This window comes from Citrobacter farmeri (assembly GCF_019048065.1).
Taxonomy (GTDB): Bacteria; Pseudomonadota; Gammaproteobacteria; order Enterobacterales; family Enterobacteriaceae; genus Citrobacter_A; species Citrobacter_A farmeri.
Genome location: NZ_CP077291.1, coordinates 1,892,061 through 1,911,319, shown reverse-complemented (window position 1 = coordinate 1,911,319; position 19,259 = coordinate 1,892,061). Strand labels below are relative to the sequence as shown.

Annotated in this window: 17 protein-coding genes; 10 read left to right on the top strand and 7 right to left on the bottom strand. The window is 53.7% G+C overall.

Annotated features, from left to right (window positions below; all coding sequences use genetic code 11):
• Window positions 1-6: 6 nt before the first annotated feature.
• Genes I6L53_RS08990 through cmoB form a run of 5 tightly spaced genes read left to right on the top strand, consistent with a single transcriptional unit; the run spans window position 7 to window position 3,584 of the window.
• Window positions 7-573: a hydrolase gene (locus tag I6L53_RS08990; protein ID WP_042318406.1), complete on the top strand. Its 567-nt coding sequence runs from the start codon at window positions 7-9 to the stop codon at window positions 571-573.
• Window positions 570-1,388 (top strand): DUF72 domain-containing protein, encoded by an 819-nt coding sequence (locus I6L53_RS08985; protein ID WP_042318403.1) that lies wholly within the window; start codon window positions 570-572, stop codon window positions 1,386-1,388. The genes I6L53_RS08990 and I6L53_RS08985 overlap by 4 nt, the downstream gene beginning before the upstream one ends.
• 51 nt (window positions 1,389-1,439) lie before the next feature.
• On the top strand, window positions 1,440-1,835 hold the full coding sequence (locus tag I6L53_RS08980) for an MAPEG family protein (RefSeq protein WP_042318401.1): 396 nt from the start codon (window positions 1,440-1,442) through the stop codon (window positions 1,833-1,835).
• 40 nt (window positions 1,836-1,875) lie between these two features.
• On the top strand, window positions 1,876-2,619 hold the full coding sequence (gene cmoA, locus I6L53_RS08975; RefSeq protein ID WP_042318399.1) for a carboxy-S-adenosyl-L-methionine synthase CmoA: 744 nt from the start codon (window positions 1,876-1,878) through the stop codon (window positions 2,617-2,619).
• Window positions 2,616-3,584, top strand: coding sequence for a tRNA 5-methoxyuridine(34)/uridine 5-oxyacetic acid(34) synthase CmoB (gene cmoB, locus I6L53_RS08970; RefSeq protein WP_042318397.1), 969 nt, complete (start codon window positions 2,616-2,618; stop codon window positions 3,582-3,584). The genes cmoA and cmoB overlap by 4 nt, the downstream gene beginning before the upstream one ends.
• A 150-nt stretch (window positions 3,585-3,734) precedes the next feature.
• Here the strand turns inward: cmoB and cutC are convergent, their stop codons facing one another.
• Window positions 3,735-4,481, bottom strand: coding sequence for a copper homeostasis protein CutC (cutC, locus tag I6L53_RS08965; RefSeq protein ID WP_042318396.1), 747 nt, complete (start codon window positions 4,479-4,481; stop codon window positions 3,735-3,737).
• Window positions 4,482-4,483: 2 nt separating this feature from the next.
• Entirely contained in the window at window positions 4,484-5,053 is a 570-nt protein-coding gene (locus I6L53_RS08960; RefSeq protein ID WP_042318394.1) for a VOC family protein, read from the bottom strand.
• Between the two features lie 238 nt (window positions 5,054-5,291).
• Here I6L53_RS08960 and argS point away from each other — a divergent pair, with 238 nt between their 5' ends.
• Window positions 5,292-7,025, top strand: a complete 1,734-nt coding sequence (argS, locus tag I6L53_RS08955; protein ID WP_042318393.1) for an arginine--tRNA ligase — start codon at window positions 5,292-5,294, stop codon at window positions 7,023-7,025.
• Window positions 7,026-7,071: 46 nt separating this feature from the next.
• Here argS and bglB read toward each other — a convergent pair whose 3' ends face one another.
• The 5 genes from bglB to flhB form a co-directional block, all read right to left on the bottom strand.
• Window positions 7,072-8,211, bottom strand: coding sequence for a beta-galactosidase BglB (gene bglB / locus I6L53_RS08950; protein ID WP_217124966.1), 1,140 nt, complete (start codon window positions 8,209-8,211; stop codon window positions 7,072-7,074).
• Between the two features lie 4 nt (window positions 8,212-8,215).
• Window positions 8,216-9,799, bottom strand: coding sequence for an MFS transporter (locus tag I6L53_RS08945; protein ID WP_042318389.1), 1,584 nt, complete (start codon window positions 9,797-9,799; stop codon window positions 8,216-8,218).
• A 267-nt stretch (window positions 9,800-10,066) separates the two neighbouring features.
• Window positions 10,067-10,459, bottom strand: a complete 393-nt coding sequence (gene flhE, locus I6L53_RS08940) for a flagellar protein FlhE (RefSeq protein WP_042318388.1) — start codon at window positions 10,457-10,459, stop codon at window positions 10,067-10,069.
• Window positions 10,459-12,537: a flagellar biosynthesis protein FlhA gene (flhA, locus tag I6L53_RS08935; RefSeq protein WP_042318386.1), complete on the bottom strand. Its 2,079-nt coding sequence runs from the start codon at window positions 12,535-12,537 to the stop codon at window positions 10,459-10,461. Before flhA ends, flhE begins: the two co-directional genes overlap by 1 nt.
• Window positions 12,530-13,693 (bottom strand): flagellar biosynthesis protein FlhB, encoded by a 1,164-nt coding sequence (gene flhB / locus I6L53_RS08930; protein ID WP_174349313.1) that lies wholly within the window; start codon window positions 13,691-13,693, stop codon window positions 12,530-12,532. The genes flhA and flhB overlap by 8 nt, the downstream gene beginning before the upstream one ends.
• Window positions 13,694-14,174: 481 nt before the next feature.
• Here flhB and I6L53_RS08925 point away from each other — a divergent pair, with 481 nt between their 5' ends.
• The 4 genes from I6L53_RS08925 (at window position 14,175) to I6L53_RS08910 (ending at window position 19,247) form a co-directional block, all read left to right on the top strand.
• The gene (locus I6L53_RS08925) at window positions 14,175-14,759 is read left to right on the top strand and encodes a fimbrial protein (RefSeq protein ID WP_042318385.1); all 585 of its coding nucleotides are present in this window, start codon (window positions 14,175-14,177) and stop codon (window positions 14,757-14,759) included.
• 97 nt (window positions 14,760-14,856) lie between these two features.
• On the top strand, window positions 14,857-15,549 hold the full coding sequence (locus I6L53_RS08920) for a fimbrial biogenesis chaperone (protein ID WP_042318384.1): 693 nt from the start codon (window positions 14,857-14,859) through the stop codon (window positions 15,547-15,549).
• 9 nt (window positions 15,550-15,558) lie between these two features.
• Window positions 15,559-18,108 carry a fimbria/pilus outer membrane usher protein gene (locus I6L53_RS08915; protein ID WP_052425366.1) on the top strand — a complete coding sequence of 850 codons (2,550 nt, stop codon included), beginning with the start codon at window positions 15,559-15,561 and terminating at the stop codon, window positions 18,106-18,108.
• Window positions 18,105-19,247 (top strand): fimbrial protein, encoded by a 1,143-nt coding sequence (locus tag I6L53_RS08910; protein ID WP_052425365.1) that lies wholly within the window; start codon window positions 18,105-18,107, stop codon window positions 19,245-19,247. Before I6L53_RS08915 ends, I6L53_RS08910 begins: the two co-directional genes overlap by 4 nt.
• Window positions 19,248-19,259: the final 12 nt, after the last annotated feature.

Genomic DNA, 19,259 nt, shown 5'->3' with positions numbered 1-19,259 from the left:
GTTACCATGTTACAACTGAACGCTAAAACGACAGCCCTGGTCATTATTGACCTGCAGGAAGGGATCCTGCCCTTTGCCGGCGGCCCTCATTCAGCCAATGACGTGGTGGCACGTGCGGCGCAACTGGCGCAGACATTTCGTGCTAAAGGCTCAACGGTAGTGATGGTCCGCGTAGGCTGGTCTGACGATTACGCTGAAGCGCTCAAACAGCCTGTTGACGCACAGGCCCCGGCTAAAGCGCTGCCGGAAAACTGGTGGACGTATCCAAAGGCGCTGGGCAAAGCCGACAGCGATCTGGAAGTCACCAAACGCCAGTGGGGCGCATTCTATGGCACAGACCTGGAGCTTCAGTTACGCCGTCGTGGTATCGACACCCTCGTGCTGTGCGGGATTTCGACCAACATCGGCGTCGAGTCCACCGCGCGAAACGCCTGGGAACTGGGCTTTAGTCTGGTGATTGCCGAAGACGCCTGTAGCGCCGCCAGCGCCGATCAACATCAGAACAGCCTGTCGCACATTTTCCCTCGCATCGCGCGCGTGCGCAGTACAGAAGAGATCGTCAACGCCTTATGATCTATATTGGCCTGCCACAATGGTCGCACCCAAAATGGGTACGTCTTGGCATCACCGGTCTTGAAGAGTATGCCCGCCACTTTAACTGCGTGGAGGGCAACACTACCCTGTACGCGTTGCCAAAAGCAGAGATTGTTGCACGCTGGCACGCGCAAACGACGGATGCGTTCCGTTTCTGTTTTAAATTTCCGGCGACCATTTCCCATCAGGCGGCTTTACGCAACTGCGATGATTTGCTCCACGAGTTTCTGACCCGACTGTCACCGCTGGAAACCCGCATCGGTCAGTACTGGCTGCAATTACCCGCCAGCTTTGGTCCACGCGATCTCCCTGCCCTCTGGCATTTTCTCGATTCCTTGCCGCAGACGTTTACCTACGGCGTCGAAGTGCGTCACCCAGAGTTTTTCGCCAAAGGTAGCGCTGAACAGCAGCTCAACAGTGGTTTGCATCAGCGCGGGGTGAATCGGGTGATCCTCGACAGTCGTCCGGTACACGCGGCCCGCGCACACAATGAAGCCATCCGCGATGCTCAGCGCAAGAAACCGAAGCTGCCGGTGCATGCGGTCGTCACCGCGAACCATCCGCTGGTGCGCTTTATCGGCAGCGATGACATGCAGCAAAATCGGGAATTCTTTGCCGCATGGCTACAAAAATTACCACTCTGGGCGCAGACCGCCACGCCGTATCTTTTTTTGCATACCCCCGATATCGCGCAGGCTCCGGAGCTGGTTGATACCTTGTGGCAGGACCTACACAACGTCTTGCCGGACATTGGAACTGCTCCGTCCATTCCACAGCAATCTTCTCTTTTCTGAAATTGCCACCTATCATAGACAGTGCCATCAGCCATTTTAAAGGGAGTTTGTATGGTAAGCGCGCTGTATGCCGTTTTGGGTGCGTTGTTGTTGATGAAGTTTTCTTTTGACGTTGTCCGCCTGCGGATGCAATACCGCGTTGCCTATGGCGACGGCGGCTTCAGTGAACTCCAGACCGCCATTCGCATTCATGGTAATGCGGTGGAATACATTCCCGTCGCGTTAGTGCTGTTGCTGTTTATGGAAATGAATGGCGCAGAAACCTGGATGGTGCATATTTGCGGCATTATTCTGCTCGTGGGTCGGCTGATGCATTATTACGGTTTCCACCACCGTCTGTTCCGCTGGCGTCGCTCTGGTATGAGCGCCACCTGGTGTGCATTGTTGCTGATGGTGTTGGCGAACCTTTGGTATATGCCGTGGGAGTTGGTTTTCTCCCTGCATTAGCGCACAATACGCCACTTTATTTTTCCCGGATTTTTACGTTATGTCTCACCGCGACACGCTTTTTTCTGCGCCTATCGCCAGCCTGGGCGACTGGACTTTCGATGAACGGGTAGCCGAAGTCTTCCCGGATATGATCCAGCGTTCTGTCCCCGGCTATTCCAATATCATTTCGATGATTGGCATGCTTGCCGAGCGCTTTGTGCAGCCGGATACGCAGGTTTACGACCTGGGTTGTTCGTTGGGTGCGGCGACGCTCTCAGTGCGTCGCAATATTCATCATGAAAACTGCAAAATTATCGCCATTGATAACTCCCCGGCGATGATCGAACGTTGCCGCCGTCATATCGACGCTTACAAGGCACCGACACCGGTTGAGGTCGTGGAAGGTGACATCCGCACGATTACCATCGAGAACGCCTCACTGGTGGTACTGAATTTTACCCTGCAATTCCTTGAGCCGCCGGAGCGCCAGGCGTTGTTGGATAAGATTTATCAGGGGCTGAATCCAGGCGGTGCGCTGGTGCTGTCGGAAAAATTCAGCTTTGAGGATGCGAAAGTCGGCGAACTGCTGTTCAACATGCATCACGACTTCAAGCGAGCCAACGGTTATAGCGAACTGGAGATCAGCCAGAAGCGCAGCATGCTGGAAAACGTGATGCTGACCGATTCCGTTGAAACCCACAAAACACGCCTGCGTCAGGCCGGTTTTGAGCACAGCGAACTGTGGTTCCAGTGTTTTAACTTTGGATCTCTGGTGGCGCTGAAAGCCGGGGCGAGCGCATGATCGACTTTGGTAACTTCTATCAGCTGATTGCCAAGAATCATCTTGCCCACTGGCTGGAAACACTGCCCGCGCAGATTGCCGCCTGGCAGCGCGATCAGCACGGTCTCTTTAAACAATGGTCCAACGCGGTGGAATTTCTACCAGAACTGACCCCGTATCGTCTGGATTTATTGCACAGCGTGACGGCGGAGAGTCAAGAGCCGCTGAGTCCCGGGCAAATCAAGCGTATCGATACGCTGATGCGAAATCTGATGCCGTGGCGTAAAGGTCCGTACTCGCTGTATGGCGTGAACATTGATACCGAGTGGCGCTCCGACTGGAAATGGGATCGTGTGTTGCCGCATCTGTCGGATCTGACCGGTCGCACGATCCTGGATGTCGGCTGCGGTAGTGGCTACCACATGTGGCGGATGATTGGCGCAGGGGCACACCTGGCCGTCGGCATTGACCCAACGCAACTGTTCCTGTGCCAGTTTGAAGCGGTACGTAAACTGTTGGGTAACGATCAGCGTGCGCATCTGCTGCCGCTGGGCATAGAACAACTGCCAGCGCTGAATGCGTTTGATACCGTCTTTTCGATGGGTGTGCTTTACCATCGCCGCTCACCGCTGGAGCATCTCTGGCAGTTGAAAGATCAGCTGGTGAACGACGGAGAACTGGTGCTTGAAACCCTGGTGGTGGAAGGCGATGAAAACACCGTGCTGGTACCGGGCGACCGCTACGCGCAAATGCGCAACGTCTATTTCATCCCTTCAGCTCTGGCGCTGAAAAACTGGCTGGAGAAATGCGGCTTTGTCGATGTGCGCATCGCTGACGTCTGCATCACTTCAACCGAAGAGCAGCGTCGTACCGAATGGATGGTCACGGAGTCGCTGGCCGACTTCCTCGACCCGAACGATCGCAGCAAAACCATCGAAGGCTACCCTGCCCCATTACGCGCCGTATTGATCGCACGGAAACCCTGATGTTGTGGGTCGTAGGCCGGATAAGCGAGGCGCATCCGGCCTACGGTTTCATTCATCAGCTGAATTTAGCGTAAAAAAAGGCCCCTGTTGAATGGGCAGGGGCCTGGTACGAGCAAGCATCATATTGGGCGACATGATGCAACGGTAAAATCATTTGGCCTGATGGCGAACGATGATTCCTTTCATCTCAGCAACCGCCTTGCCGTCTACTGCATAGCGGGAATATTCATCCGCTTGCTTGTCTGTCGACATTGACAAACCCTGATTGCGATAACGCATCGGTGACACCCTCAAGGTTCCGGCAGAGCTGTGTACTTCCCGTACCCCGGCATCCAGGAAACGCGACAAATTTTCTGCGCGAACCCCCGCTCCGGCCATAATGATTGGAGCACCGGGTTGAGCAATAAGTTCCAAAATATTTGCTAAACCTTGCACTGCGTCAGATTTTTGCCCCGACGTCAGCACTCTGACAATCCCCAATTCTGCAAGATTCTCCAGCGCATTTAACGGATTAGCACACATGTCAAAGGCGCGATGGAAGGTCACCGCCAGTGGGCCCGCTGCATCCATAATCTGCTGCATACGCGGCATATCAACGTGACCATCAGGATCAAGAATACCGGTTACCAGTCCGGGAAAACCCAGTTCGCGCACGGTTCGTACATCGTCCAGCATCGCAGCGAACTCACCGTCGGTATAACAGAAATCGCCACCGCGCGGACGGATAATGGGATGCACCGGAATCGTCACCGCCTGACGGACCGAGCGCAATACGCCCAGTGACGGCGTTAAGCCCCCCTCCTTTGGCGCGGCACACAGTTCAATGCGGTCCGCACCGTTTTGCTGCGCCGTGAGCGCGCACTCCATGCTGTAACAACAGATTTCCAACAATGCCATATTCACTCCTGTTGCTGTTCACTGGCGACAATCGCCTCAATCGACCATGGGTGGAATTTGACGGTTACCTTCCCGTCAGTGACCGCCAGCGTCGGGTTTGGCAGACGTTCGTGTTCCCCTTTCGGTGAACTGGTTTTCACAAACATACCCGGCTGGCTTAATCCGTCGTCCGAAAGCAGCGCCAGCGCGCGGGCATTCAGGGTTTCAGGGGAGCCCGGCAGGACAATTTCAATATGCTCCCACCCTTCATGAGGATACCGCTTTTCTCCGGGCCACGGCAGTTCCACAATGTAGAAAAGCCAGTGCGCGACGCACACCGGCTCGTGCAATTTAAACAGGCAAATCGGTCTGCCGTTGATAGTATTTTCCGACAGCAACTTGCCGCATTGTTCAAATCCACGACGCCAGCGTTCAGCAGTGGCATCCTGATGACAGCGCAAAGAAATGTGATCGGCCTCAAGCGGTGCAACATCCAGACCGAGGCGAGTGGAAAGTTCTGTGAACGCCTGAGTGAATCGCGGTAAATCTGCGGAAATATCATGCAGTTCGTCAATAGTCTGCCAGTTCGCCATAATGAGAGCTCTTATCGGTGTTCAAAGCCGCTAATTTACTCTGTTGGCCTCTTGCAACCAACTGCAGATTGCAGGTTTTGCGGTATGCATGCTTATGCACTCCTTTAACGCTTATTTTCTGTACGCGCTTACGGCTGTGCGGTGCTGACGCAGGGGGGCATTTGCAGTATACTCCCGCCCTTAATTCTTAAACTGGTGCGGTAAATAACATCCCGCTTCATCAACGTAAGGTATTCCGGTGAATATTCAGGCTCTTCTCTCAGAAAAAGTCAGTCAGGCCATGATTGCTGCAGGCGCGCCTGCAGATTGCGAACCGCAGGTTCGTCAGTCAGCAAAAGTACAGTTCGGCGACTATCAGGCCAATGGCATGATGGCAGTTGCTAAAAAACTGGGTATGGCTCCGCGACAACTGGCTGAGCAGGTGCTGACTCATCTGGATCTGAACGGTATCGCCAGTAAAGTTGAAATCGCGGGCCCTGGCTTTATCAACATTTTCCTCGACCCGGCGTTCCTGGCAGAACACGTGGAACAGGCACTGACCTCCGATCGTCTCGGCGTGGCAAAACCCGCGAAGCAGACGGTGGTGATAGATTACTCCGCGCCGAACGTGGCGAAAGAGATGCACGTCGGGCATCTGCGTTCCACCATTATTGGTGATGCCGCCGTGCGTACCCTTGAGTTCCTCGGCCACCACGTTATTCGCGCCAACCACGTCGGCGACTGGGGCACCCAGTTCGGTATGCTGATCGCTTACCTGGAAAAACAGCAACAGGAAAACGCCGGTGAAATGGCGCTGGCCGATCTCGAAGGTTTCTACCGTGAAGCCAAAAAACACTACGACGAAGACGAAGCCTTCGCCGAGCGCGCACGTAGCTATGTGGTTAAACTGCAGGGTGGCGACGAGTACTTCCTGCAAATGTGGCGCAAGCTGGTCGACATCACCATGTCCCAGAACCAGATCACCTATGACCGTCTGAATGTGACCCTGACTCGCGACGATGTGATGGGTGAAAGCCTGTACAACCCGATGCTGCCGGGGATCGTAGCCGATCTGAAAGCCAAAGGTCTGGCCGTCGAGAGCGAAGGCGCAACGGTGGTATTCCTTGATGAGTATAAAAACAAGGAAGGCGAACCGATGGGCGTCATCATTCAGAAGAAAGATGGCGGTTATCTGTATACCACCACCGATATTGCCTGCGCCAAATACCGTTATGAGACGCTGCATGCCGATCGCGTGCTCTATTACATCGACTCCCGTCAGCATCAGCACCTGATGCAGGCATGGACCATCGTGCGTAAAGCCGGTTATGTACCGGACTCCGTGCCGCTGGAACACCATATGTTTGGCATGATGCTGGGTAAAGACGGTAAACCGTTCAAAACCCGCGCAGGCGGTACCGTGAAACTGGCTGACCTGCTGGACGAAGCGCTGGAACGCGCACGCCGTCTGGTGAGTGAGAAGAATCCGGATATGCCGGCAGACGAGCTGGAAAAACTGGCTAACGCTGTCGGTATTGGCGCGGTGAAATACGCCGATCTGTCCAAAAACCGTACCACCGACTACATCTTCGACTGGGACAACATGCTGGCGTTCGAAGGTAACACCGCGCCATACATGCAATACGCCTACACCCGCGTGCTGTCGGTATTCCGTAAGTCCGGACTGGATGAAAATGACCTGGCGAATGCTAAGGTTATGCTCAGCGAAGATCGCGAAGCACAGCTAGCTGCCCGTCTGCTGCAGTTCGAAGAGACGCTGACCGTTGTCGCACGTGAAGGGACCCCGCACGTGATGTGTGCCTATCTGTATGATGTCGCCGGTCTGTTCTCTGGCTTCTACGAGCACTGCCCAATTCTGAGCGCAGAGAACGAAGAGGTTCGTAACAGCCGCCTGAAACTGGCTTTGCTGACGGCGAAAACATTGAAGCTCGGTCTGGATACTCTGGGGATCGAAACCGTAGAGCGGATGTAAGTTACAGAAAAAACCCGGCAAGCGCCGGGTTTTTGCTATCAGGCTATCAGAAGTACTTCCGCAAATACTCCGTCAGACACAACATCGCCATTGCCTGGCCGTAGGGCATGGACGTCAGCGGTATCGCCCGATAGAAGTCAAGATCGTGCCCCATTCCTGTACCGAATGAAGTTTGTAATAACTCCCCTTGCGGTGAAATGTTCCGCACAATTCCACGAATCGCTTTTTCCGCCACGTCGGCATAGTTTGCGCTGACATAGCGCTTACGCACGGCTTTTAAAATCCCGTAGGCGAACCCTGCGGTGGCGGAGGCTTCCAGGTAGGAATGCGGGTCGTCAAGCAGCGTATGCCAAAGCCCGCTTTCATCCTGACAGTTCGCCAGCGCGGCAATCTGCGCATTCAGTACCTGGACCAGATAGCGGCGCACTGCGCTGTTTTCCGGCAAATCCACCAGTTCGAGGAAGTCCGGGATCACGATGGTCAGCCAGCTATTGCCGCGCGCCCAGCGGGCATTGGCAAAGTTATGATGCCCGTCATAATTCCAGCCGTGGAACCACAGGCCGGTCTCCCGATCCATCAGATTCTGTACGTGCAGCAGAAACTGATAGGTCGCCTCTTCCACGTATTCAGGCCGGTTAAGCAACTTGCCGATTTTCGCCAGCGGCAGCACCGTCATCATCAGGGTGTCGTCCCGCATCTGCTGATGGTTCTCTTCCGCCAGCGTGATGTGCTGCATGCCGCCGTGATCGGTACGCGGCATCTCATACATCGCCCATTCCGCCCACGCGTCGAGCCACGGCAGATAAGCCGGATTACGCGTCTCCTCATAGCGATACGCCAGCGTCAGGAACGGCGCCATCGTGTTGACGTTTTTGGTGGTAGTCCCTTCGGCAAAACGGTCTGCGAACCAGTTGTCGATGATATCGCGCATCGTCTCGTCGCCGCTCTGTTGGTAGTACTGATACATCCCATACAGCCCGATTCCATGCGTCCATTCCCACCCTGCCCAGCCCTTGGTGTCAATCACACGTCCGTCGTCCAGGCGCAGCAGAAATTGACCCGTCTCGTCCTTGATGTTCACCAGATTGGTCGTCACCGTCTGAATTAACGCTTTCAGCTCTTCCCGTGAGATAAACCGTTCCGGCTGACGCAGTAACGAGCTATGTTTGACAGGCCAAACCTTCATATCTTTAACCTCTGTGATAAGTCGAATTCAATATCGCAGCCTGCTTCAGCGAAGGAGCCGCGGGTTTATTACGATTCAGGTAACCAATATTGTTGTTACCCCAAAGTGATTCATACGGCAGTCCGGCAAGCATCTCGACGGTGGCGCGCGCCTGCGGAGTAACACTCTCAGGCATTGCGCGACCGGATTCGCGCATTTTCGCCGTCTCTTCGCGCAGCGTACTGTGGGTTTGCAAATTCAGTTTGAAGCGCAGGGAAACCAGGAAGCCGCAGGCCAGCACCAGCAGCGTACCGCAGCTGAGGATCAGCAGAATGGTATGACTGACCGCTTCGGGCTGCGTGCTCTGTCCTGAAACAAAGCCCGACATTTGCATGACAATCCCGACCAGCATCACCGCCCCTGCCTGTGATGCTTTACGCGTCAGGGTCATGATCCCGGCGAAGATCCCTTCGCGGCGCTGACCGGTGATGACTTCATCCACATCCGCAATGTAGGTATAGGTATTCCATGGTACATAGTTGATGCCGCCGCGCCCCAGGCCAGCCACCGCAGAAACCAGTAGCAGCAGGGAGTAAATATCGCTCAATCCGGCGTAGTAAAGCACCGCATAGGAGAGTGAACTCAGGCCGAACAGTATCACGACCATCCGGTAGGACGGCGCGGGTCCAAAACGGATACATAACGGGATCATGGCGATGACCGCAATAAACTGGAAGATCGCCATCGTGCCAAGCAGATTCGATGCCATTGACGCTTCCTGCATCAGGACAAATACTACGTAATAGGTAAAGACAGCGTTGAACACATCCTGCGCAATATAGCCGCCGAGGTACATCCCCAGATGCTGACGGAATATCTTAATCCGCAGTGTGGAGCTTAACTCCACGAACAGGCGGTTCATGCTCTGGCTAAACGTCAGGCTCTTTTTCTCCTCTTCCGCACGCAGCGCGGCTTCCGTCCACTCTTCACGTGGGCGCTCCCAGGTAAAGAACCAGACGAAGGTCAGCATTAATGCGCACAGCACTGAGAAGACCAGGCTGGCATAAAAGAAGGAGATCGGGTTGTCCTTGCCGAAAGCGGTTAACAAAATGCCGGGCAAGAAAGAGGCCAGAATCGCGGACATTTGCGCCATACCGATACGCGCGCCGGAAAACTTCGTTTTCTGTTTAAAATCATCGGTCATTTCCGGTACCAGCGTCTCGTAAGGCACCAGGATCATGGTATAGACGATATCAAACAGCAAATAGGTCAGCAGGTAATACCAGAAGCTCATATCCCCTACCCACATCAGCGAGTAGCTGAATACGCACGGGATCCCCAACAGGATAAAGAATTTACGCCGGCCAAAGCGTTTGCCAAACCAGGTGGAACCGAAGTTATCGGTCAAAAAGCCCATCAGCGGACTGACAACCGCGTCCAGCACCCTTGCAGCAGCAAAGATGAAAGTCGCTTCGATGGGAGAAAGCCCGCAGAAGGTTGTATAGAAATAGAGCAGCCAGGCTGCCGTGAGCGCCGTGGTGCCTGCACCCAGGAAATCGCCTGAGCCATAGGCGAAATAATTCACCAATCCAATTTTACGTGTTTTCATTACCGTTAACCCTGCAAATGGTTGGGGGACGGACTCCCGGCCAGTTGGCGGCGCCAGGGGGAGTTCTTACACGGCTACAGTAAAAGCTTACAAACCTGGATACCTTTTCGTTTTTGCCACCTGCAGGAGTGAAATGGCAAAAACGCAAAGAGACCGGCAACGCGTGTCACCGATTTATAAAACAGCGTTTCTTTTAGATCAAAAGACGAGGTCAAAAATGCGGGTCAGGCAGCAGTTTATTCCGCTGCCTGATGAGGAGTTGAAATGTTAATGGTAGTTCACTATCACCTGATTGCTCTGGACTTTCAGTGCGGGAATTAAACGGCCGCCGCCGGGAACTTCCCAGATAAAACGTAACGGCTCAACGGCGGGGACGTTGCTAAATGCCAGCGTTGTCCCGCTCTGCCCCTCTATCTCTACACAGCGGGATTGCGAGCATAAGCGCACCCGTAAACCGGCAGGCGTCGGGCCATTCAGTTCATAACGCCAGGCGACCAGCGTCATCAGGCCAGAGACGGGCTGGCTGGATGAAAGCGGTGCCGACGAAGCGGATACTCCGCGATGATTCAGGGTAATTCCGATACTACTGGCCTGCCACGCCCCTTCCCCGGCAGCCTGTACTGTCAGCGGGAAGAGTAACAGCCAAAAAAGTATGCGCATTATTTACCTCCAATGGTCGCCGTCATGCGAATGTTACGGTTATCGGACAACTCCATGTTCGACAGCACCACCAGTTGCGGCAGACTGCGGCGCAGGAAGCGCGACAGCAATGGACGCAACGCATGGTTAACCAGCAGTACTGGCGGCGCACCCAGCATCTCCTGGCGGGACAGCGCCTCCTGGGTTTGCGCTAACAGACGGTCGGCAAGACCCGGCTCCAGTCCACCGCCGCCCTGTAGCGCCTGCAACAGCAGACGTTCCAGCGCGGTATCAAGACCAATCACACTGACTTCATGGTTACCCGGGAACCACTGCTGAGTAATGGCGCGCCCCAGCGCCACGCGAACCACCGCAGTGAGCTCATGCGGATCGCTCTGCAACGGCGCATGTTCTGCCAGCGTTTCCAGAATGGTACGCATATCGCGAATCGGCACTTTTTCGTCCAGCAGATTCTGCAACACTTTATGCAGCGTGGTCAGGGTCACCACGCCAGGCACGAGATCTTCAGTCAGCTTCGGCATCTCCTGCGACACGCGATCCAGCAGTTGCTGCGCTTCCTGGCGGCCGAACAGTTCAGACGCGTACTGGCCAATCAGGTGGTTCAGATGTGTGGCGACCACGGTACTGGCCTCCACCACGGTGAAGCCCTGAATCTGCGCCTGTTCTTTTAATGCGCTTTCGATCCAGATCGCATCCAGACCAAATGCAGGGTCCACCGTCTGCTCGCCCGGTAAAGTGCCGGCGGCAGTGCCAGGGTTGATCGCCAGCCAGCGTCCCGGATAGGCATCTCCGCTGCCAATTTCAACACCTTTCATCAGAATGCGGTAATGCGCTGGCTGGAGATCCATATTGTCGCGGATGTGTACCACCGGCGGCAGAAAGCCCATGTCCTGGGCGAACTTTTTACGAATACTGCGGATACGCCCCAACAGCTCGCCATCCTGCTGAAAATCGACCATTGGGATCAGGCGATAGCCCACTTCCATGCCGAGAGAGTCTTCCAGTTGCACATCATTCCAGGTCGCTTCCACCACCGAGTTATTTTCCGGAACTTTAGTCGGCTGCGGTTCGGCTGGCGCCTTCTGTTCACGGCCCCGGATCCACCAGGCCAGCCCCAGCAGCGCAGCGGTAAACATCAGGAAGACGAGGTTCGGCATACCCGGAACCAGCCCCAGCAGACCCAGTACCGCTGCACTGAGCAACATCACTCTGGGGTTACTGAACAGCTGGCCGACCATCTGCTCGCCGACGTCCTGATCGGTACTCACGCGGGTGACGATAACGCCCGCCGCGGTTGAGATCACCAGCGCCGGGATCTGCGCCACCAGACCATCACCAATGGTCAGCAGGGTATAGCTTTCCGCAGCATGTCCCATGGTCATACCGTGTTGCAGCACGCCCACCAGCAGACCGCCCACGACGTTGATCACCATAATCAAAATACCGGCGATGGCGTCACCGCGAACAAACTTACTCGCACCGTCCATCGAACCGTAGAAGTCGGCCTCCTGAGTCACCTCTGAACGACGCTTTTTCGCTTCATCTTCGCCGATAAGACCGGCGTTAAGGTCGGCGTCAATCGCCATCTGTTTACCCGGCATTCCGTCAAGGACAAAGCGCGCGCCCACTTCGGCAATACGTCCGGCACCTTTGGTGATGACCATAAAGTTGATGATGACGAGGATAACGAACACCACGATACCGATAGCGAAATTACCACCGACCAGGAAGTGACCGAACGCTTCAACGACCTTCCCTGCCGCTGCCGCACCGGTGTGTCCTTCCATCAAAATGATACGGGTTGAGGCCACGTTCAGCGCCAGACGCAGCAGCGTGGTGAACAGCAGAATGGTTGGAAACGCGGCGAATTCCAGCGTACGCTGAGTGAACATCGCCACCAGCAGCACCATAATTGACAGCGCGATATTAAAGGTAAACAGCAGATCGAGGATAAACGCCGGTAGCGGCAGAACCATCATCGACAGGATCAGCAGAATGAGGATCGGCCCGGCAAGGATCTGCCACTGCGTGGTTTTCATGTTGTTGGGCAGGCGCAGCATCGCGACCAGATTAGCCATCGGTAGTCTTCTCGTTCATAAAGTCCAGGGCCTCAGGCACCGGAAGATTTGCAGGTTGTGGTGGACGTTCCCCACCGGCAAGTCGCCAGCGTTTAAGCTGCCAGACCCAGGCCAGTACTTCCGCAACGGCGGCGTACAGTTGCCCTGGGATCTGCTGACCAATCTCGGCGTGGCGATAAAGCGCACGCGCCAGAGGCGGCGCTTCAAGCGTGGGAATTTTGTTTTCGGCACCGATCTCACGAATGCGCAACGCCACGAGTCCAGCGCCTTTCGCCACCACTTTCGGTGCGCTCATTTTGTTTTCGTCATACTGAAGCGCCACCGAATAGTGCGTGGGGTTGGTGACGATGACATCAGCATTGGGGACGTCGTTCATCATGCGTCGACGCGCCGCCTGGCGCTGCATCTGTCGGATACGTCCCTTCACGTGAGGGTCGCCTTCGTTTTGTTTAAATTCATCGCGGATATCCTGGCGTGACATGCGCAATTTTTTCAGATGGCTCATGATCTGGAAAATCACATCGAATCCGACCATCGGGATCACGCCCAGCACCACCAACAGCGCACACAAGCCAACGAGATCCAGCGCGTTCCCCATCGCTGTACGCGGGGACTCCGCCATCAAACGCATCATCTCCGGCCAGTTGTGCCACAGATACAGCGCCGTCACGCTGCCCACCAGCGTGGATTTCAGAATCGCCTTCAGCAGTTCCGCCCCCGTCTGCGCCGAGAACATACGTTTGATCCCTGGCAATGGGTTGAGTTTGGAAAATTTGGGTTGCAGCGATTTACCGCTAAAGACCAGACCGCCGAGCAGAACCGGCGAGACAAGCGCTACCAGCACGACGCCCGCGATCAGCGGCAACAGCGCGATCATCGCTTCTTTAATCAACAGTATGATTTGCCCGAGGATCAGATTGGGGTCATTGACCATGCTGTGATCAAAGCGCAGTCCCGCTGACAGCATGCCGGATAGCCGCCTGGCCAGTGACTCACCGCCAATCCAGATAATGCAGACGCCCACCAGCAAAATCAGCAGTGACGTCAGTTCTCTGGAACGGGGGATCTGTCCCTCTTCCCGCGCTTTTTCAAGTCGGTGGGGGGTGGGGGCTTCTGTTTTGTCGTCGCTCTCGCTTTCGTCCGCCACGGCCTGCATCTGTGATGATTTACGATAGGCTCATTTTGCCCTGGCAAGGGTGAAGCAATGAGGCGAACAAAGGGATGAATTTCATCTTTTTGTGCGCTTTGAGCAGACATCCTGCAATTTCAGAATTTATTAAGTTTTTTTTCCATCACGATTTGATACAAGTCACGGTTAATGAAATGTCTCAAACAGGAAATTGTTGTCAATTTAATTAACAAATAGAACACTTCAAAAATAAAATAGCACCAGACAAGCCACAATATATGGCATTAAAACAAAATAATATCATCACTAATAAAATAAAATAAAATAAAAAACACATAACTCTCAGCCATACAAAAATAGAAACAATAATTTGAAATTATATTCAATACATATTCCAATCCCTTTCAAAAAACAATATTATCCACATCGACCAGCAATGCTGGAATTATCAAAAAATTGCATACAACGTTAAATAACCTGGCATTAGACAGATAAGGATGACGCAATTATGTCCAGAAAAATAAATTTACTTGCAAGCTTGTTATTCGCGTTATCGGCAACAGCCGCTTACGCAGATGATTATCCATCGACCACCAGTACCATTCACTTCACCGGCAGTATTATTGAGCCAACCTGTGAATTTGCTAATGGTACCGACGCAAACGTCGCTTTAGGCACCTTTTCCGTTTCTGATTTTACAAGTGCAGGGGCGAATGCTCCCCGCTCAACGGTATTTACGATTAACTTAAACAAATGCCCCACACCGACAAGCGGTCTACCCAAAGTACAGCTGACATTCACTGGCCCAACCGTGACCGACCATCCTGAGCTGCTGTCGGTTAGCAAAAAAACAACAGCCGATGCAGGCGATACCGCCGCAACAAACATCGGGATAGCCATTAATATAGGTAGTGAAGTCACCACCAACAAGCTCAGGCTCGATGGTACGGAAGAGCAGATCTATATCGATCTCCCCTCTGCCGCGGGTTCACAAATCTCCCAGGACTTTACTGCGCGTTATGTTGCTTACGCGCTCCCCGTTACTGCAGGCCCGGCGGATGCCGATATGGTCGTCAATCTTCTTTATCGCTAACGCGCTATTTACGTTACATCACTAACTATTATTCCTGAAATCATGAACTGGCATAACTCATTCATGATTTCAGTTATTTCCAGGAACATTCGCATATATGTTATTACGAATTTTTCTACTCACCTCGCTCTATTTATCAGGTATGACCCCGGTGAATGCCGGAGGAATCCAAATAGGTAAAACCCGTGTCATTTATAATGCCAATGATAAAGAAGTAGCACTTCCCATAATAAATAAAAGCGACGATAGCCCGTGGCTGGTGCAATCCTGGGTTGACACTGGCGACGGAAAAACGCGAGGCCCCTTTATCATCACACCGCCGTTGTTTCGTCTCGATGCGCAAAAAGAACAGAGTTTACGCATCATCTGGTCCGGCGCCGCCGTGCCAGAAAACAGAGAGTCGCTTTTCTATGTCAACATACGCACTATTCCAGCCAGCGATAAGGAAAATGAGAGCAAAAACATTCTGCGCCTGATTTATAAAACCCGTCTGAAATTGTTTTACCGTCCGCAAGGTCTGAAAGGCACGCCCACCAAAGCCTGCGAAAAACTGAAATTTACCCGCACCGGGCAAACGCTGCGCATTGATAACCTATCAGGCTACCACACGGTATTTGACTCTTTACTCATTGACAACAAATCGCTTACCCGGGCGGACACCGTCGCACCTGGCAGCACGGTCACACTGGCTCTCCCCGCCGACACAGCGGGCAATCATCTGGTCTGGCGCTGCATTAGCGATTACGGCAATGCCACCGAAGCGTTCAGTTTTTCACTGAAACAAGGGTAAGGGACATTCATGGTTAACCTGCTGCACCGGGACTCATCACTGCCTGTCAGAGTGGCGCAACCCAGGCTAACTTGTCTTGCCGCCATTTTCTTGATGATGGCCGAGTCCGTCTATGCTCGTGAATTTTATTTTGCACCTGATGCCCTGGACAGCGATGTCGCGTCTCCGGTTTCAGACTTGTCAATATTCTCAAATCCCAAAGCCCAGTTACCTGGTAAATACCCAACTCATATCAGGTTAAATAAACGGTTGCTGGAAGAGAGTCAGGTGGCCTATCTGAATGGTAAAGACGGTTCGCTTGAGGCGCAGTTAACACCCGCGATGCTTCGAAAATGGGGTGTCAAGATCGATGACTACCCTGAGCTTGCAGCACTACCGCCGGATACCCCTCTTCCACATCCTCCTGGCTGGTATATTCCTGCGAGCAGTTCAGTATTCGATTTTACCAGTCAGACGCTGGATCTCAGCTTTCCACAAGAGTCGATTGAGCATCAAAGCACTGGTTATATCGCGCCATCTCGCTGGGATAACGGTGTACCAGTCGTGTTCAGTGATTACACTTTCAGCGGCCGGGAAACGACGGGACCTGGCGACAGCAGCAATAGTCAGTATCTGAATATGCGCAGCGGGGTGAATCTGGGCGGCTGGCGTGCCCGCAACTACTCTACATGGTCTGATTCCGGAGGAGAAAAGTCCTGGCAAACTATCGCTTCATGGCTGCAACACGATATTCGTGTGCTGAAAGCGCAATTTGTGGGAGGTCAGAGCAGCACCAGAGGTGAAGTGTTTGACAGTATTCAGTACAGCGGTATTAACCTCGCCTCTGATGAAGAAATGCTACCTGCCAGTGAACGTGGGTTTGCGCCAGTCATTCGCGGCACCGCCATGTCTAATGCGCAGGTGACCATTAAACAAAATGGCTATGTCATCTATCAGTCTACGGTATCGCCTGGCGCCTTTGAAATTCGCGACCTGTACGCCACCTCCAGCAGTGGCGACATGGAGGTCACCATTAAAGAAGCCGACGGAACTGAACATCAATTTACCCAGGCCTCTTCCAGTGTTGCCCTGATGCAGCGCCCCTCCCACCTTCGGTTCGAAACGACTGTCGGGCGGTATAGAGCTGATAACGAGAGCGGCGACAGCGAGCCGATGTTTGCTCAGAGTTCTGCCATTTATGGTGTCAACAACCGGTTAACACTGTACGGCGGCGCCACGTTTGCCGAAAACTATTCTGCGGCCGTTGCCGGAGCAGGCGTCAACCTTGGGCGCTATGGCAGCCTTTCCGCTGACGTGACTGCGGCGCAAACAAGGTCCGAATACGAAGGGACGCAAACGGGACAATCCTGGCGACTGATGTACACCTCTAATATCGCCGTAACAGGAACCTACTTCACCCTTGCCAGCTATCGTTATTCCAGCCGCGGATACTATTCTTTCGCGGATGCGAACCACCTCGATAATCAGGACATTCAGGACGACTGGAGAGACAGCTACAATAAGCGCAACCGGATGCAGCTCAGCGTTAACCAGCCTTTTGGTGACGGCACCTTTTACCTCAACGGCTACCAGCAGAACTATTGGGGAACTCATAAAAAGGAGCGCAGTGTTAACGCAGGTGCCAGTTATCAATTCCAGCACATTAGCTATCATATGAATCTGAGCTGGAATGACTCGCAAAGCGGAAGCAATGACAGAATACTCTCTGTCGGCATCAGTATTCCGCTCAACGACTGGTTGCCCGGGAGCTGGGCGAACTACGACATCAGCAATACCAAAGGGGGAGCAACTACCCAGAATCTGGGGCTTAATGGCACGTTGCTGGACGATCGCAGCCTTAACTACAGTCTCCAGCAAAGCCACAGTAAACATCCGGCAGCCAACAGCAGCAATCTCTCTGCCACCTGGCGCGCGCCTTTTAGTAATCTTAACGCCGGTTATCACAGCGCTTCCGACCGATCACAACAGCTAAGCTATGGCGTGAGTGGCGCCGTTGTTGCCCATCCGCATGGGGTCACGCTTTCCCAGCCGCTGGGCGATCAGTTTGCCATTATCAATGCCGATGGTGCCTCCGGTCTGCAATTTCAAAACCAGTACGGTATTCGAACCGACTGGTGGGGTAATGCCATTATTCCTTCACTGTCGCCCTATCAGGAAAACCGAATTGGCCTCAACACCACCGCGCTCCCCGATGATGTCGACAGCAGTGATACCGCGGTCACCGTGATCCCCTCGCGCAACGCTGCCGTGGAGGCGCATTTCTCGGCGCATACCGGGTATCGTGTTCTGTTAACGCTGGTACTGCCGGGCGGCGATCCCGTTCCCTTTGGTGCTCTGGCGCTCACCACCGACAAACAAAGCAGCGGCATCGTCGACGATCAGGGGCTGCTGTATCTGTCGGGCTTACAGGACAATTCGACCGTGGAAGTTCAATGGGGAGCAACTTCGCAACAGCGCTGTATTACCACTATTAAGATCCCATCTGAAGCAAGGAACGCTCAGTCAACAATGAAAATTAAAATGTTAAATGCACTATGCCAACCAGGGAGCAAACCATGAATATCTGTCGCCGTACTTTCATAGTCGCCAGGCTCCTGGCAGCCATGCTGTTTTTCAGTCATTCGTTCTGCCATGCGGCTTTTGTTCTGAAAAATTGTTTTCCCAATCGAGCGAATTACGCTATCGACTGGTCCTATGACCTGAGCCCAGCCGACAATGCGCAAGGTAAGTTGGTTAGCGCTGGCGTTCTCGTTGGCAATGGCCCCCCACTCACCGCTGACTGCGAATGTACAGCAGCAATCAGCGGCAGCTCCAAGATATCTGACGTTATCTATGTCACCTCACCGCTTCAAACCGGGTCGACGGCAGGGTATGGCTATCTGACCAGCCATCTGGATCTCGATATTGACGTGTATACCAATACCAGCGGTGCCACCAGCATAAGTTCATTAATTCAGGTCTCCATTAATAGCTATCCGACAACATCGCCGATCTCAAAAATCGAGTCACAAGAAATCGTCGAATCAAACGGCTCAGTTTGCAGAGCAGGGACGCAGCCAGTGCCTGGTACCCCTGCACGTCAATTCTCCTGGAACGCTATCAACGCGAGGCTTTACATCAAATCCCCTATCCTCGGTGTAGAAACCATTCCCCCAACGCTGGTTGCACAGGTTGCCGTGTGTCTCTACAACACTACAGGGTGTACCGCCAGCGCCTCATATCCTGCAGCAAGTATTTATCTGTCCGGCACCATCAGCGCACCGCTAAGTTGCACCATTAACGCCGGTAGCACAATTGAGGTCGACCTGGGTAATCTCGTGAGCACAAATTTCGTCCATAAGGGTTCACCGCCTGACGGATTCGCCCTTAAAGCGGTCGATATCAACTTTCATTGCGACAGTGCGGCAGTCAGTAACAGCGATAAGATAAAGCTAACGCTGTCAGCCGATCAGGGCGTTAGCGACGGGGAAAGTGGATTGATTGCGAAGATGGTCGATCGTGACGACATCGGGGTGCGAATGTATGACAGCAACAGTCACGATGTACGACTGGATGGAACCGCGGAGTTCCCAGTTGTTCTGGACTCCCGGGGCAATGGCTCGATAAAAATGCAGGCAGCTCCAGTGTCAACAACCGCCAATCCTCCCAAAGGGGGAAAATTCGAAGGCAATGTTACGGTGAAAATGGATATTAAATAGCGCCCCGCTCAG

What these genes read in the sequence shown, in the direction of transcription:
- I6L53_RS08990 (WP_042318406.1), top strand. Translation starts at nt 7, where the DNA reads ATGTTACAACTGAACGCTAAAACGACAGCCCTGGTCATTATTGACCTG.
- I6L53_RS08985 (WP_042318403.1), top strand. Translation starts at nt 570, where the DNA reads ATGATCTATATTGGCCTGCCACAATGGTCGCACCCAAAATGGGTACGT.
- I6L53_RS08980 (WP_042318401.1), top strand. Translation starts at nt 1,440, where the DNA reads ATGGTAAGCGCGCTGTATGCCGTTTTGGGTGCGTTGTTGTTGATGAAG.
- cmoA (WP_042318399.1), top strand. Translation starts at nt 1,876, where the DNA reads ATGTCTCACCGCGACACGCTTTTTTCTGCGCCTATCGCCAGCCTGGGC.
- cmoB (WP_042318397.1), top strand. Translation starts at nt 2,616, where the DNA reads ATGATCGACTTTGGTAACTTCTATCAGCTGATTGCCAAGAATCATCTT.
- cutC (WP_042318396.1), bottom strand. Translation starts at nt 4,481, where the DNA reads ATGGCATTGTTGGAAATCTGTTGTTACAGCATGGAGTGCGCGCTCACG.
- I6L53_RS08960 (WP_042318394.1), bottom strand. Translation starts at nt 5,053, where the DNA reads ATGGCGAACTGGCAGACTATTGACGAACTGCATGATATTTCCGCAGAT.
- bglB (WP_217124966.1), bottom strand. Translation starts at nt 8,211, where the DNA reads ATGAAGGTTTGGCCTGTCAAACATAGCTCGTTACTGCGTCAGCCGGAA.
- I6L53_RS08945 (WP_042318389.1), bottom strand. Translation starts at nt 9,799, where the DNA reads ATGAAAACACGTAAAATTGGATTGGTGAATTATTTCGCCTATGGCTCA.
- flhE (WP_042318388.1), bottom strand. Translation starts at nt 10,459, where the DNA reads ATGCGCATACTTTTTTGGCTGTTACTCTTCCCGCTGACAGTACAGGCT.
- flhA (WP_042318386.1), bottom strand. Translation starts at nt 12,537, where the DNA reads ATGGCTAATCTGGTCGCGATGCTGCGCCTGCCCAACAACATGAAAACC.
- flhB (WP_174349313.1), bottom strand. Translation starts at nt 13,693, where the DNA reads ATGCAGGCCGTGGCGGACGAAAGCGAGAGCGACGACAAAACAGAAGCC.
- I6L53_RS08925 (WP_042318385.1), top strand. Translation starts at nt 14,175, where the DNA reads ATGTCCAGAAAAATAAATTTACTTGCAAGCTTGTTATTCGCGTTATCG.
- I6L53_RS08920 (WP_042318384.1), top strand. Translation starts at nt 14,857, where the DNA reads ATGTTATTACGAATTTTTCTACTCACCTCGCTCTATTTATCAGGTATG.
- I6L53_RS08915 (WP_052425366.1), top strand. Translation starts at nt 15,559, where the DNA reads ATGGTTAACCTGCTGCACCGGGACTCATCACTGCCTGTCAGAGTGGCG.
- I6L53_RS08910 (WP_052425365.1), top strand. Translation starts at nt 18,105, where the DNA reads ATGAATATCTGTCGCCGTACTTTCATAGTCGCCAGGCTCCTGGCAGCC.